Origin of the sequence: Actinoplanes sp. CA-015351 (assembly GCF_050955685.1) — a bacterium.
GTDB lineage: Bacteria > Actinomycetota > Actinomycetes > Mycobacteriales > Micromonosporaceae > Actinoplanes.
Genome location: NZ_CP192102.1, coordinates 7,451,910 through 7,464,223, shown reverse-complemented (window position 1 = coordinate 7,464,223; position 12,314 = coordinate 7,451,910). Strand labels below are relative to the sequence as shown.

Below are 12,314 nucleotides of genomic sequence, written 5' to 3'. Positions count from 1 at the left end.
TTGGGCCGTTTGAGCTTCTTGGTGGCTGGTGGTGTCTATAGCGTCCGCGAGACTCCACGAACCGGGTTATCCACATTTCTGGGTTGTCCACAGGTGGGCAGCAGCGCGGTTTGATCACGCGGGCTCAGGCCTTACAAGCAGGCCTCACGCCGGCCGCTCTGCGGAACCTCCACGCTGGCGCGGAGAGGTGAAACAGTGCGGCCCGGCGTGCCCGTTGCCGATCATCAAGGCCACAGCCTGATGAGGCGAGCAGGTGGTGAGCCGGGCGCTTGGGGGACTGCTCCCGTAGTCCGCCTGGCCCGGCTCACCGTCTGCGTCGCGGCTCGTCTGGTCCCGAGCCGAGGTCCGCGACGTCCCCAGACCCACCTGCGGGCATGACGCTACGTCGTGACCGGTCCATGCCGGAACCGCTGCGTGACCGGATTGTCCGTTCGGTTAGCCCGATTCGGGCAGAAAGCTCGGACTTTCCCGACATCTGACGCAACAATCCCGGCGATCATCACGCTCAGTGATGAGCCAGATTCATGACCTCGGCGGCCGCGCGGCCGTTCGCCAGGCTCGCGCCGTGGGTGACCACGAACGCGCTCACGCCTTCCGGTCGCCAGCTCGACGGCCAGCCCATCTCCACGACGCCCACCGGGCGGCCGGCGGCCAGCTTCTCCACCAGGGTCCGGGCCTCCGGCGAGCTGTGGATGCGCCGGCCGACCACCACGATCGGGCGTTCCCGGGCCAGCTCGGCCACCTGCTCCGGTGTTGTCGAGGCCGCCACGATCTCGACCTGCTCGGTTCCGTTGAGGTGCGGGCGCAGGCCCCACGGCACCCGGCCCTCGGCGATCGAGAAGCCGGAGACCAGCTGGACGACCAGGGGGGATGTCAGTGCGGCAGGGGAGCCCTCCACGCGTACCGCACGGCGGGCCGCGGCAACGCCCAGCGCGAGATCGGACCCGGCCGCCGGGCGCGGCGTCGCCGCCCAGGCGGCGAGCGCGGCGGTACGCGCGGCCGCACCCTCCAGTCGTTCGAGAGGCAGGCGCCCGTCACCGGCAGCCGCGGCGATCTCGGCGGCGACATCCTCCACCAGTTCCCGGGTGACCTGCGCGCCGATGCAGAGCAGGTCGGCGCCCGCGGCAAGGGCGGCCACCGCGGCGAGCGGGATGCTGCCGGCCGCTCCGGCGGCGCCGCGCATCTCCAGCGCGTCGGTGACGATCGTGCCGCGGAAGCCCAGTTCGTCGCGGAGCAGTCCGGTCAGCGCGGCCCGGCTGAACGTCGCCGGCTGGTCGCCGGTCAGTGCCGGAACCCGGATGTGCGCGCTCATCACGGCCTGCGCCCCGGCGGAGACGGCGGCGGCGAACGGCGGCAGGTCGCGCTCCCGCAGCAGGCTGAGCGGCACGTCGACGGTGGGCAGTTCGAGGTGCGAGTCGCTGACCGTGGCGCCGTGGCCGGGGAAGTGCTTGGCACAGGCCGCCACCCCTGCCGATTCGAGCCCGGTCACGGCCGCGGCGGCATGCCGGGCGACCAGGGCCGGGTCGGCGCCGAACGAGCGGGTCCCGATGATCGGGTTGTCGTCGGCGGTATTGACGTCGACGGTGGGCGCCAGGTTCAGGTTCACGCCGGCGGCGGCCAGGTCACCACCGACCGCGGCGTAGACCCGCCGGGTGAGCTCCGGGTCGTCGACCGCGCCGAGCGCGGCGTTTCCCGGGTACGGGCTACCCGTGCGGTGACCCAGCCGGGTGACGTCGCCACCTTCTTCGTCGATCGCGATCAGCACGTCGGGGCGGGCCGCCCGCAGGGTGCCGTTGAGCGCCGCCACCTGCGCGGCGTCGATCACGTTCGTCCCGAAAAGGGTGTGCCCGGCCAGCCCGTCGGCGACCAGTTCGAGCGCCCAGTCCGGCGCGGTGGCGCCGGGGAAGGCGGCGAGCAGGGTACGCAGGGCGAGCCGGCGAAGGCCTGGGTCGTGAGACATGTTGTCCTTCCGATGGCGCGGATCTGGTCCGGAAGACCTGCGACCTGCCATGATCGCTCGGAGTCGATGAGCCACCCTCCGGCTAGGCAACGTCGCCTACCGTTACGCTGCGGCTGCGGTTTGAGCGTCGACACTGTAACAGGAAAGAACCTTTAGTATTAAGGACAACGCTATGGCCACCCGTCTCCCGGGCACGCCCCGGCTGCTGCGCGCACTCAACGACCGTGCGGCGCTGGACCTTCTGCTCACCCGTGGACCTCTGACACGGGCGCAGCTCGGCGAGATGACCGGCCTCAGCAAAGTCACCGCGTCCCAGCTGGTGGAACGCTTGGAAGAACGCGGCCTGGTCCGCAGGGTCGGCGAGCAGGCCGGCGGCCGCGGGCCGAACGCTCAGCTGTACGCCGTCACTCCCGGCAGCGCCCACGTCATCGGCGTCGACGTCGGCCCGGACTGCGTCGTTGCCGCCTGCGCCGACATCACCGGCACCATCATCAGCCGGGTCGAGCAGAGCACCAAGGACACCGACGACCCGGTCGGCGTGGTGCACAACGCGGTGATCCAGGCCGCCGGCGAGGCCGGGACCGACATGTCCTCGGTCCGCCGCGTCGTGCTCGGCACCCCCGGCCTGGTCGACCCCGAGTCCGGCGAGATCTCCTTCGCCCACGACCTGCCCCGCTGGCACCGCGGCCTGCTGGCCGAGCTGCGCAAGGATCTGAGCACCCCGGTCCTGTTCGGCAACGACGTGAACCTGGCCGCCGTCGCCGAGTCCGGGACCGGCGGCGCGGCCACCGGGGTCAGCGACTTCGCGCTGGTCTGGATCGGCCGCGGCGTTGGTCTCGCCACGGTCATCGCGGGCCGCCTGCACCAGGGCGCCACCGGTGCGGCCGGTGAGATCGGATACCTGCCGGTGGCCGGCGCCGAGGTGCCGCACAACGCGTCCCGGCGCGGGGTGAAGGGCGCGTTCCAGGCGATCGCCGGCGCCGACGCGGTCAAGGCGATCGGCAAGCAGTTCGGCTTCCGGGGCGCCGAGGCGTCCGACGTGGTGCGGGCAGCGGTGGCGGCCGGTCCGGCCGGCGAACCGGTCCTCGACGAGCTGGCCCGGCGGCTGGCGCTCGGTGTCGCCGCCACCTGCGTGGTGCTCGACCCGCCGCTCGTGGTGCTCGCCGGTGAGGTGAGCCGCGCCGGCGGCGCTGCCCTGGCCGACCGGGTGGAACGCGAGGTCGCGGCCATAACTCTGGTGTCGCCGAAGGTCGTGGTGACCGCCGTGGCGTCCGAGCCGGTGCTGCACGGCGCCCTGCGGACGGCTCTGGACGCGGTCCGCGACGAGGTGTTCGGCTCGACCACCGACTGAGTAGGTGGTGCCGGGAAACAACACGCCCACATGGTTGGATGGACGCGTGCTGGAGGCTGCCGTATCCATTCCGCCCGACGAGGACACCGTCATCGCCTTCGACCGCGTCAGCGTGGTCCGCGCGGGGAATTTCCTGATTCGTGACCTGTCCTGGCAGGTCGAGCTCGACGAGCGATGGGTGGTGCTGGGCCCGAACGGCGCCGGCAAGACCACCCTGCTCAACCTCGCTTCCGCCCGGATGCACCCGACCAGCGGTCAGGCGTACGTGCTGGCCGAGAAGCTGGGGCGCACGGACGTGAACGAGCTGCGTACCCGGGTGGGTATAACCACCGGACGGTTCGCCGACCAGGTGCCGCCGGACGAAAAGGTGCTGGACGTGGTGATGACCGCCGCGTGGTCGGTGGTCGGCCGCTGGCGGGAGGATTACGACCCGCTGGACGAGGCCCGCGCCCGGGAACTGCTCGATCAGCTCGGCATCGCCGCTTTCGCCGATCGCTCGTTCGGCACCCTGTCCGAGGGTGAGCGCAAGCGCACCCAGATCGCCCGGGCGCTGATGACCGACCCCGAGCTGATGCTGCTCGACGAGCCGACCGCCGGGCTCGACCTGGGCGGCCGGGAAACCCTGATCGGGCACCTGAGCGAGCTGGCGCTCGATCCGGACGCCCCGGCCATGGTCCTGGTCACCCACCACGTCGAGGAGATTCCGCCGGGATTCACCCACGGCCTGCTGCTGCGCGAGGGCGGCACTGTCGCATCCGGCCTGCTCGGCGAGGTGCTCACCGCGGAAAACCTGACCAAGACGTTCGGGCTTCCGCTGGTGGTGGACCGGTTCGGCGACCGATACACGGCACGGGCCGCCTGAGATGGCGCCGAGGGTGGTCGTCGTGGGCAGCGCGAACATGGACCTGGTCGGCCTGGCTCCCACGCTGCCCCGACCGGGTGAAACGGTGCTCGGCGACGACTTCGTGATGGCACCCGGCGGCAAGGGCTCGAACCAGGCGATCGCGGCGGCTCGGGCCGGCGGTGAGACCACGTTTCTCGGTGCGATCGGTTCGGACGCGTTCGGGGTCACCCTGGGCGCGCGGCTCGCGGCCGCGGGCGTCAACACCACGAGGGTACGCACGAGCTACGGCACATCCGGGGTCGCAGTGATCATGGTGGACCGTGCCGGGGAGAACTCCATCCTGGTCAGTCCCGGGGCGAACCGGACCTTCACCGGCCTCACCGCCGACGAGCAGGCGGTGATCGGCGAGGCCGACGTGCTGCTCTGCCAGCAGGAGATTCCGATGGAGACGGTGCACGCCGCGCTGCGTGCCGGCCGCGCGGGCGGCACCCGGACCATCCTGAACGCCGCGCCCGCCCGTGACCTGCCGCCCGGCCTGCTCGACGAAGTGGACCTGCTGCTGGTCAACGAGATCGAGGCGCGGGCCGTGGCCGGCACCGAGGAACCCGACATGGGCGCGCTGCTGGCCCTGGTCCCCCGGGTGGTGCTGACGCTCAGCGGCTCCGGCGCCCGGTACGCCGACCGCGACGGCCAGGACGTGCACATCCCGGCGTTCCCGGTGGAGGTGGCCGACACCACCGCTGCCGGTGACGCGTTCACCGGCGCGCTCGCGGTCGCCTGGGGTGAGGGCCGCGACCTGCTCGACGCGGTCCGCTGGGCCAACGCAGCCGGCGCGGCCTGCGTCCAGCGGGTCGGCGCGAGCGGCGCCCTGCCGGAGCGCGCCGAGATCGAGGCGCTCTACAACTCCTAGATCTACAACTCCTAGATCTTCAGAGCCGGCTCCCGCGGGTGGTGATGCAGGCCGTTCACCGGCGGCTCCCGATCAGCGGGACACGCGCCAGGCCCAGGCGATCAGCGGGGCCTGCAGCGGCAGCCGGCCGAACGCGACGGCCCGCTGCGCCGGTGGCGCGTGCCGCCAGTCCACCGCCATCTTGACGTTGGCCGGGAAGACGGCGGCGAAGAGCGCCGCGGCGGCCAGGCCACCGGCCCGGCGGGTCCGGGGATGCGCCACGGCGGCGGCGACGGCCAGCTCGGCCACGCCGCTCAGGTATGTCCAGGTGCGCGGCGAGCCGGGAAGCGACCGGGGCACGATCCTGTCGAACGGCCGGGGCGCGGCGAAGTGCAGCACACCCGTCGTGGCCAGCAGGGTGGACAGACCGGCGGCGTCACGCCTCACCGGCGGACCGCCGGCTCCAGGGCGCGCTGCAGTGCCCGGTAGACGCGGCCGAAACGCTGGGCGTTGTCGGTGCGCAGCAGCAGCACGTCGCCGCCGGGCACCCGGCCCCAGATCTCCAGGCTCCGGCTTCCCCTGTCGTACGACCTGTCGACCCGCTCCAGCATCAGGTCGGCGACCGGGACGGCGGCGAGGCCGAGCAGGATGCCGCCGACGACGAGGGCGAGGGTGGTGGCGAGGGTCGCCTCGATGACCAGGGCGATGCCGATCGCGAACAGGCCGGCGACCAGGGGCAGCAGAATCGTCAGGCCGAGCGCGCCGCGCCAGGCGATGACACTCCAGTCACGAGCGCCTCGGGTGTACCAGACCCGGATCAGCTCGGGCAGCCGGAAATCCTGGTTGTTCATGTGGACCGCGGACGATGTGATGAGCACTTCCGGGTCTCGGTAGTACGTCGTCATTTCCCCTCCCAGAGAACCCAATGTATCCCGTACCCGTCGTAGGCTGTCGGCCAAACGACCCAGCGCGAGGAGGCACCGGGTGGGCGAGTTCGTACGGCTCGAGATCACGGACGGCATCGGCACGATCCGGCTCGAAAGACCCCCGATGAACGCGCTCAACACCCAGGTGCAGGAAGAGCTGCGCGCTGCGGCGCACGCTGCCTCCACCGACGACCAGGTTCGCGCCGTGGTCGTGTTCGGCGGGGAGAAGGTCTTCGCCGCGGGCGCCGACATCACCGAGTTCACCACGGTGACCTACCAGGAGATGGTGGCCCGGGCGGGCGCGCTCTCCAGCGCGTTCGACGCCGTCGCCCGGATCCCCAAGCCGGTCGCCGCAGCCATCACCGGGTACGCACTGGGCGGCGGGTGTGAGCTGGCTCTCGCCTGCGACTGGCGGGTGGTGGCCGACGACGCCAAGCTCGGCCAGCCGGAGATCAGGCTGGGCATCATCCCGGGCGCCGGCGGCACCCAGCGGCTCGCCCGGCTGGTCGGCCCGGCCAAGGCCAAGGATCTGATCTTCTCCGGCCGGATGGTGGACGCCGAGGAAGCGCTGCGGATCGGGCTGGCCGACCGGGTCGTGCCGGCCACTGACGTGTATTCGACAGCGCTGGCGCTGCTCCGGCCGTACACGACCGGCCCGGCGCTCGCGCTGCGCGCCGCCAAAGAGGCGATTGACGGCGGTCTGAGTGTCGACCTGGCTTCCGGCCTCGCGCTGGAGTCACACCTGTTCGCGGGGCTCTTCGCCACCGACGACCGGGTGGAGGGGACCACCGCTTTCGTCGAGAAGCGCAAGCCGAAGTTCACCGGGAGGTAGTGGAGGGACCGATACGGGTGCGTCATTGCCTAGACTGCGGTCATGTCCATCGACCAGGGTGGTCCGAAGCGGTACGCCCTCGGCATCGACTTCGGCACCTCGAACACCGTCGCCGTGGCGCGATGGCCGGACGGCCGTGCCCGGCCGATCCTGGTCGACGGTTCACCGCTGCTGCCGTCCGCCGTCTACGCCGACGCCGCGGGTAACCTGCTCGTCGGCCGGGACGCGGTGCACAGCGCCCGGCTCGACCCGGCCCGCTTCGAGCCGAACCCGAAACGACGCGTCGACGACGGCCTGGTGCTGCTCGGCGAGCGTGAGTTCGAGATCGTCGAGCTGATCGCGGCGGTGCTGGCCCGGGTGGTCGAGGAGTGGCACCGGGCCGTCGGGCCGTACCGGCCGGAGACCACGCTCACCTGCCCGGCCAGCTGGGGATCGGCACGCCGGACCCTGCTCGCCGAGGCCGCCGCACAGGCCGGTCTGGAAAGCGTCCGGCTGGTCGCCGAGCCGGTGGCCGCGGCGACGTACTTCGCCGAGGTGCTCGGGCGCGACGTGCCGATCGGGTCGGTCGTGGTGGTGCACGACTTCGGCGCCGGCACGTTCGACGCGAGCGTGGTGGCGCGTACCTCGTCGGGTTTTGAAGTGCTGGCCGTGGACGGCCGGGACGATCTCGGCGGGCTGGACGTGGACGCCGCGGTGGTCGAGCATCTGCGCACCGACGACTGGGAGCCGCTGATGGCGCCCTCCACGGTCGAGGAGCGGCGTGCCCGGCGGCAGCTCTGGGACGACGTGCGGATCGCCAAGGAACGGCTCTCCCGGGCACAGGCCGCCGATTTTGTGGTGCCGCTGCTCGACGTCGAGGCGCACCTCACCCGCGAGGAACTGGAGACGGTGGCCCGGCCGGTGCTGGAGCAGACCGTCCAGATCACCAAGAACCTGCTGCGCTGGGCCGACCTGCCGGACGGCAAGCTGGCCGGCGTCTTCCTGGTCGGTGGCGCGAGCCGGATCCCGCTGGTCGGCACGCTGCTGCACCGCGAACTGGGCGACCCGCCGGTGGTGATCGAGCAGCCCGAGCTGGTGGTGGCCGAGGGCAGCATCCTGGCCGGGGCGGCGCTGCTGACCAGCGAGCCGGCCGCGCCGGGACCGACCGAGGAGATGCGGCTCCCGTCGAAATACCTGGCGGTCCGAGAGTCGGAGTCCGACTTCGTCCGGGAGTCCGAGGCCAACGGCGTGACCGTGCTGTCCGGCTCGAAGGTGGCCGCGATCGCCGGGACGGTGGCCGGGCCGACCGAGGAACGGCCCGCGGTCACCACGCCCGTCACCGTGCGGCCGTCGGCCGAGCTCGCCGCCGAGGCGGAACAGGCCACGGTCCTCGCACCCCGCCCGAATCCGCCGGCGGAGGCACCGCAGGATCAGCCGGGGGACAACGGGCCTACCGAAGTACAGAGTGCCGGTTCTCTCCAGCATCCCGGGCCGCTCCAGACCGAGCGTCTGGGAGAGATGGCCGCGCCACCGGCCGACGCCCTCCCGCGGCGACGGCCCGCGAGCACGCCGCTGCCGCAGCGCGTGGAAAGCGCACCCGCCGCGGTGCCGGCCGAGGAGCGGCGAGAGCCTGAGTTCGACCCGGACACCCCGCCGCATCTGCGGCCTCCGGTCGATCCGTGGCCGGACGCCGACCCGTCGAGCTGGCGGCCCGACCCGGACGCCACGGCTGCCACACCTCCGCCGCGTAACGACGGATGGCCTTCACCCGTAACCCAGAGACAGGCTGGACCACCGCCGCGCGTGACGCGGCAGACGCCGCCGGTGGTGGCACATGCTCGGCCGATCTCTCCGATGAGCGCGCAAGCGCGACCGGTGTCGCCGGTGATGGGTTCGGCGCGTCCGGTGCCGTCGGCGCGTGCGGTCGTGTCCGCGCCGCAGCGACCGCAGCCGCCCGGTCCCGACCTCCCGATCCGGCAGCAGAACAAGCCGGAGCAGCAGAAACGCCAGAAGCAGCAGAAACCGGCGAAGCGGCCGGGCAAGAAACGGCGCGGGCGGTTCGTGCGCAGCGTCCAGATCCTGCTCAGCCTGATCGCCATGGTGATCGTGCCGCTGGCCGCGCTGGTGCTCGCTTATGGGTACGCGAACGGCGAACCGCTGCCGGAGGACGCCGTCAACGTCTTCGAGGACATCGCGAAGCTGATCGGCCTCGCCTAGGGCCTAGGGCTTCTTTTCGTCTTTTTGTTCGCCATCCGGCTGTTCGTTCTCCTGAGGCACTTCGCGCTCGCGCTCCTGGTTCAGCTCCGCCTCCCAGGCCGCGAGCATCTCGCGCTCGCGACGGGACTTCTCCACGTTCATCGAGCGCAAGAAGTCCGGGTCGTCGTCGGGTGAGGACGGGCGGGACGGCGAGCGGCGAGGCCCGGAGACCGGACGGCCCCAGGCGAAATAGGCGGCCGGGCCTGCGATCGGGATGAAAATAATCACCAGCACCCAGGCCGCACGCGGCAGATTGCGGACACGCTCCGCCGACAGACCGCTGATGAGCGCCAATATGAGCAGGACGAGCGCCACCGCGGCCAAGAGGATGAACAACCGGACCATGCCGCAATGATGCCCCGCCCGAGCCAGGACGGCGACGATCAGAGCATGACAACCCATCCGGCGAGGGCGGCGAGGGCCACCGTGATCAGCGCGTAAGCCCGGATCAGGCGCGGAACAGAGGCCGGAATCCGGGCGCGGAGATCCTGGGCGCGGTGCAGGGCGATGCCGGTCAGGGCCGCCCAGCTGATCATCGAACCGGCCGCGACCAGCCACTCGTCCGGTCCGGCGACGGGTGCGAAGGCGGGCCGCACGGCGAGCAGCGCGACCACGGCGGCGGAGAGCCCGGTGCGGCGCCAGGCGAGGCGGGTCCGCTCCGGAGAAGCTCCGGGATCTCGTTCCGGAACCATCAGAAGATCTGGACCAGCACCGCGACCACCAGCGCGACCGACCCGAGGGCGACCACCAGGGCGAGGATCGCGGGGAAGCGGGAGCGGGGCAGGGCGGTGCCGAGCCGCATGGCGCGTTCGGTACGCGCCCAGTGGTCGACGGCCCGGAGCGCGACCAGCCCGCCGAGCAGCAGCAGGACGATCGAGATGATCTCGCGGAGGTGCTCGATCGGCAGCGGTGGCAGGAACTGGGCGCACGCCAGACCACCGGCGATCAGGGCGAGGCCGGTGCGGATCCAGGCGAGGAACGTCCGTTCGTTGGCGAGCGAGAACCGGTAGTCCGGTGTGGCGCCCACCTTCGACGATCGTTCCGGGTCGAACCAAAGAGTCAGGTCACCGAGCACGTGGCCGATTATTGACCTGTTGGGTCAAGAAGGTGGTGCCAGAGGGTGCGGACTTCGTCACTGACGCAGGCCTCACGCGGGCGGCCGCACCGGCACCACGGAGAGTCTGGGCCGGCGCGACCATGGGACTGCGGCTCCGTGATCTTTCCCGGTGGGAGAGTATGGGTCGTGGGCGGACTGGTGCCGTCCACTAGTGAGACGTTTTGGCCGGACATGTCAGACACCTCCTCGTCGTCACTGTAGCGATCGTGATCGCGCCGTGGGTGAGGTGAGTCACTCTGGGTGTCCGGCAACAGAAAAGCTACTGGCGGGTAACCTTGCCGACATGTCCGCCGCGAGGCGCGAGCAACCGGCGGTGGGCCGACCGCAACGGTGCGTTCAAAACAGGAGGGTCGTAGTAGCGCGATGAATATCGTCGTACTGGTCAAGCAGGTACCCGACTCCGGTGCCGAGCGCAGCCTGAGCGCTGACTACTCGGTGGACCGCGCGTCCTCGAGCAATGTCATCAACGAGATGGACGAATACGCCATCGAGGAAGCGCTGAAGATCAAGGAGGCGCACGGCGGCGAGGTGACCGTTCTGACGGTCGGTCCGTCCGGCGCCACCGAGTCGATCCGCAAGGCGCTCTCGATGGGTCCCGATAAAGCGGTTCACGTTCAGGACGATGCGCTGCACGGTTCGTGCGCCGTCGCCACCTCCAAGGTTCTCGCCGCCGCGCTGCGCACGCTGAACGCTGACCTGATCATCAGCGGCGCCGAGTCCACCGACGGCCGCGTCCAGGTCGTCCCGCACATGCTCGCCGAACTCCTCGGCGTGGCCGCGCTCACCGGCGCTCGCAAGCTCACCGTGGACGGTTCGCAGCTGACCGTCGAGCGGCAGACCGACGAGGGTTACGAGGTCGTCACGGCCGCCACCCCGGCGATCGTGAGCGTCTGGGACACCATCAACGAGCCGCGGTACCCGTCCTTCAAGGGCATCATGGCCGCGAAGAAGAAGCCGGTGCAGAGCCTGTCCCTGGGCGACCTCGGCGTCTCCGCGGACCAGGTCGGCTTCGCCGGCGCGACCAGCCAGGTGCTGGAGTTCTCGAAGCGCCCGGCGCGTACCGGTGGCGCGAAGGTCCTTGACGAGGGTGACGGCGGCACGCAGCTGGTCGCGTACCTCGCCACCGAGAAGTTTGTCTGAGCGGGGACGGGTAAGAGAGATGGCTGAAGTACTGGTAGTTGTCGAGGCGGGCGTCAAGAAGGTCACCCTCGAGATGCTGACGATCGCTCGTGGCCTCGGTTCGGTCTCCGCGGTGGTGTTCGGCGAGGCCGACACCGCGAAACTCGCCGAGTACGGCGCCGAGAAGATCTACACCGCGTCCGGTGAGGACGTGCAGGGCTACCTGGTGGCACCGAAGGCCACCGTGGTCGCCGAGCTGGTCAAGCAGGTGCAGCCGGCCGCCGTGCTGCTCGGCTCGACCCAGGAGGGCAAGGAGATCGCCGCCCGGCTGGCGATCAAGCTGGACAACGGCCTGCTCACCGACGCGGTTTCGGTCGAGGCCGACGGCACCGCCACGCAGGTGGTCTTCGCCGGTTCCACGATCGTCAAGTCCAAGGTCACCAAGGGCCTGCCGATCGTCACCATCCGCCCGAACTCGGTCACCCCGGAGGCTGCTCCGGCCTCGCCGTCGACCGAGGCGCTGACCGTGTCGGCCTCCGACGCGGACAAGCTGACCAAGGTCGTCGAGCGGGTCGCCGAGCAGAAGGGCTCGCGCCCCGAGCTCACCGAGGCCTCGATCGTCGTCTCCGGCGGTCGCGGTGTCGGCAACGCGGACAACTTCAAGCTGGTCGAGGAGCTCGCCGACCTGCTCGGTGGCGCGGTCGGCGCGTCCCGCGCGGCGGTCGACTCGGGTTACTACCCGCACCAGTTCCAGGTCGGCCAGACCGGCAAGACCGTGTCGCCGCAGCTGTACGTGGCGCTCGGCATCTCCGGTGCGATCCAGCACCGGGCCGGCATGCAGACCTCGAAGACCATCGTTGCGGTGAACAAGGACGCCGAGGCGCCGATCTTCGAGCTCGCCGACTTCGGCGTCGTGGGTGACCTCTTCAAGGTCGTCCCGCAGGCGGCCGACGAGGTGCGCAAGCGCAAGTAAACCCCGCTTCTGGAAACGGCCCGGCGGTTTTCCGCCGGGCCGTTTCTTCTTCCCTGGGTACGGGAGAA

General features: G+C 71.0%; 13 protein-coding genes. 7 read left to right on the top strand and 6 right to left on the bottom strand.

Annotated elements, in window-relative coordinates:
• Positions 1-505: 505 nt before the first annotated feature.
• Positions 506-1,960: a glycoside hydrolase family 3 N-terminal domain-containing protein gene (locus ACQP2E_RS33830; RefSeq protein ID WP_433827043.1), complete on the bottom strand. Its 1,455-nt coding sequence runs from the start codon at positions 1,958-1,960 to the stop codon at positions 506-508.
• Positions 1,961-2,132: 172 nt separating this feature from the next.
• On the opposite strand from ACQP2E_RS33830, the gene ACQP2E_RS33825 reads away from it, so the two are divergent.
• Genes ACQP2E_RS33825 through ACQP2E_RS33815 form a run of 3 tightly spaced genes read left to right on the top strand, consistent with a single transcriptional unit; the run spans position 2,133 to position 5,065 of the window.
• Positions 2,133-3,311 (top strand): ROK family transcriptional regulator, encoded by a 1,179-nt coding sequence (locus ACQP2E_RS33825; RefSeq protein ID WP_433827042.1) that lies wholly within the window; start codon positions 2,133-2,135, stop codon positions 3,309-3,311.
• 46 nt (positions 3,312-3,357) lie between these two features.
• Complete coding sequence (locus ACQP2E_RS33820) at positions 3,358-4,173, top strand: ABC transporter ATP-binding protein (protein ID WP_433827041.1); 816 nt, start codon at positions 3,358-3,360, stop codon at positions 4,171-4,173.
• 1 nt (position 4,174) lies between these two features.
• On the top strand, positions 4,175-5,065 hold the full coding sequence (locus ACQP2E_RS33815) for a ribokinase (protein ID WP_433827040.1): 891 nt from the start codon (positions 4,175-4,177) through the stop codon (positions 5,063-5,065).
• A 72-nt stretch (positions 5,066-5,137) separates the two neighbouring features.
• Here ACQP2E_RS33815 and ACQP2E_RS33810 read toward each other — a convergent pair whose 3' ends face one another.
• Both ACQP2E_RS33810 and ACQP2E_RS33805 read right to left on the bottom strand, forming a co-directional pair.
• Positions 5,138-5,491, bottom strand: a complete 354-nt coding sequence (locus ACQP2E_RS33810; RefSeq protein ID WP_433827039.1) for a DoxX family protein — start codon at positions 5,489-5,491, stop codon at positions 5,138-5,140.
• The gene (locus tag ACQP2E_RS33805; protein WP_433827038.1) at positions 5,488-5,949 is read right to left on the bottom strand and encodes a DUF6232 family protein; all 462 of its coding nucleotides are present in this window, start codon (positions 5,947-5,949) and stop codon (positions 5,488-5,490) included. Before ACQP2E_RS33805 ends, ACQP2E_RS33810 begins: the two co-directional genes overlap by 4 nt.
• 79 nt (positions 5,950-6,028) lie before the next feature.
• Here ACQP2E_RS33805 and ACQP2E_RS33800 point away from each other — a divergent pair, with 79 nt between their 5' ends.
• Both ACQP2E_RS33800 and ACQP2E_RS33795 read left to right on the top strand, forming a co-directional pair.
• On the top strand, positions 6,029-6,802 hold the full coding sequence (locus ACQP2E_RS33800; protein ID WP_433827037.1) for an enoyl-CoA hydratase/isomerase family protein: 774 nt from the start codon (positions 6,029-6,031) through the stop codon (positions 6,800-6,802).
• A gap of 42 nt (positions 6,803-6,844) precedes the next feature.
• Positions 6,845-8,998 carry an Hsp70 family protein gene (locus ACQP2E_RS33795; protein ID WP_433827036.1) on the top strand — a complete coding sequence of 718 codons (2,154 nt, stop codon included), beginning with the start codon at positions 6,845-6,847 and terminating at the stop codon, positions 8,996-8,998.
• A 3-nt stretch (positions 8,999-9,001) separates the two neighbouring features.
• Here the strand turns inward: ACQP2E_RS33795 and ACQP2E_RS33790 are convergent, their stop codons facing one another.
• The 3 genes from ACQP2E_RS33790 to ACQP2E_RS33780 are packed head-to-tail and all read right to left on the bottom strand — an operon-like array spanning position 9,002 to position 10,112.
• Positions 9,002-9,382 carry a PLD nuclease N-terminal domain-containing protein gene (locus ACQP2E_RS33790; RefSeq protein ID WP_433827035.1) on the bottom strand — a complete coding sequence of 127 codons (381 nt, stop codon included), beginning with the start codon at positions 9,380-9,382 and terminating at the stop codon, positions 9,002-9,004.
• Positions 9,383-9,420: 38 nt separating this feature from the next.
• Positions 9,421-9,729, bottom strand: coding sequence for a DUF202 domain-containing protein (locus tag ACQP2E_RS33785; RefSeq protein ID WP_433827034.1), 309 nt, complete (start codon positions 9,727-9,729; stop codon positions 9,421-9,423).
• Entirely contained in the window at positions 9,729-10,112 is a 384-nt protein-coding gene (locus ACQP2E_RS33780; RefSeq protein ID WP_433827033.1) for a YidH family protein, read from the bottom strand. The genes ACQP2E_RS33785 and ACQP2E_RS33780 overlap by 1 nt, the downstream gene beginning before the upstream one ends.
• 405 nt (positions 10,113-10,517) lie before the next feature.
• Here ACQP2E_RS33780 and ACQP2E_RS33775 point away from each other — a divergent pair, with 405 nt between their 5' ends.
• Together ACQP2E_RS33775 and ACQP2E_RS33770 are read left to right on the top strand one after the other, a co-directional pair.
• Positions 10,518-11,294, top strand: coding sequence for an electron transfer flavoprotein subunit beta/FixA family protein (locus ACQP2E_RS33775; RefSeq protein WP_433827032.1), 777 nt, complete (start codon positions 10,518-10,520; stop codon positions 11,292-11,294).
• Positions 11,295-11,313: 19 nt separating this feature from the next.
• Positions 11,314-12,246: an electron transfer flavoprotein subunit alpha/FixB family protein gene (locus tag ACQP2E_RS33770; RefSeq protein ID WP_433827031.1), complete on the top strand. Its 933-nt coding sequence runs from the start codon at positions 11,314-11,316 to the stop codon at positions 12,244-12,246.
• Positions 12,247-12,314: the final 68 nt, after the last annotated feature.

Coding starts and splice junctions, on each gene's coding strand:
- ACQP2E_RS33775 (WP_433827032.1), top strand. CDS start 10,518: ATGAATATCGTCGTACTGGTCAAGCAGGTACCCGACTCCGGTGCCGAG.
- ACQP2E_RS33830 (WP_433827043.1), bottom strand. CDS start 1,960: ATGTCTCACGACCCAGGCCTTCGCCGGCTCGCCCTGCGTACCCTGCTC.
- ACQP2E_RS33790 (WP_433827035.1), bottom strand. CDS start 9,382: ATGGTCCGGTTGTTCATCCTCTTGGCCGCGGTGGCGCTCGTCCTGCTC.
- ACQP2E_RS33815 (WP_433827040.1), top strand. CDS start 4,175: ATGGCGCCGAGGGTGGTCGTCGTGGGCAGCGCGAACATGGACCTGGTC.
- ACQP2E_RS33805 (WP_433827038.1), bottom strand. CDS start 5,949: ATGACGACGTACTACCGAGACCCGGAAGTGCTCATCACATCGTCCGCG.
- ACQP2E_RS33795 (WP_433827036.1), top strand. CDS start 6,845: ATGTCCATCGACCAGGGTGGTCCGAAGCGGTACGCCCTCGGCATCGAC.
- ACQP2E_RS33825 (WP_433827042.1), top strand. CDS start 2,133: ATGGCCACCCGTCTCCCGGGCACGCCCCGGCTGCTGCGCGCACTCAAC.
- ACQP2E_RS33770 (WP_433827031.1), top strand. CDS start 11,314: ATGGCTGAAGTACTGGTAGTTGTCGAGGCGGGCGTCAAGAAGGTCACC.
- ACQP2E_RS33785 (WP_433827034.1), bottom strand. CDS start 9,729: ATGGTTCCGGAACGAGATCCCGGAGCTTCTCCGGAGCGGACCCGCCTC.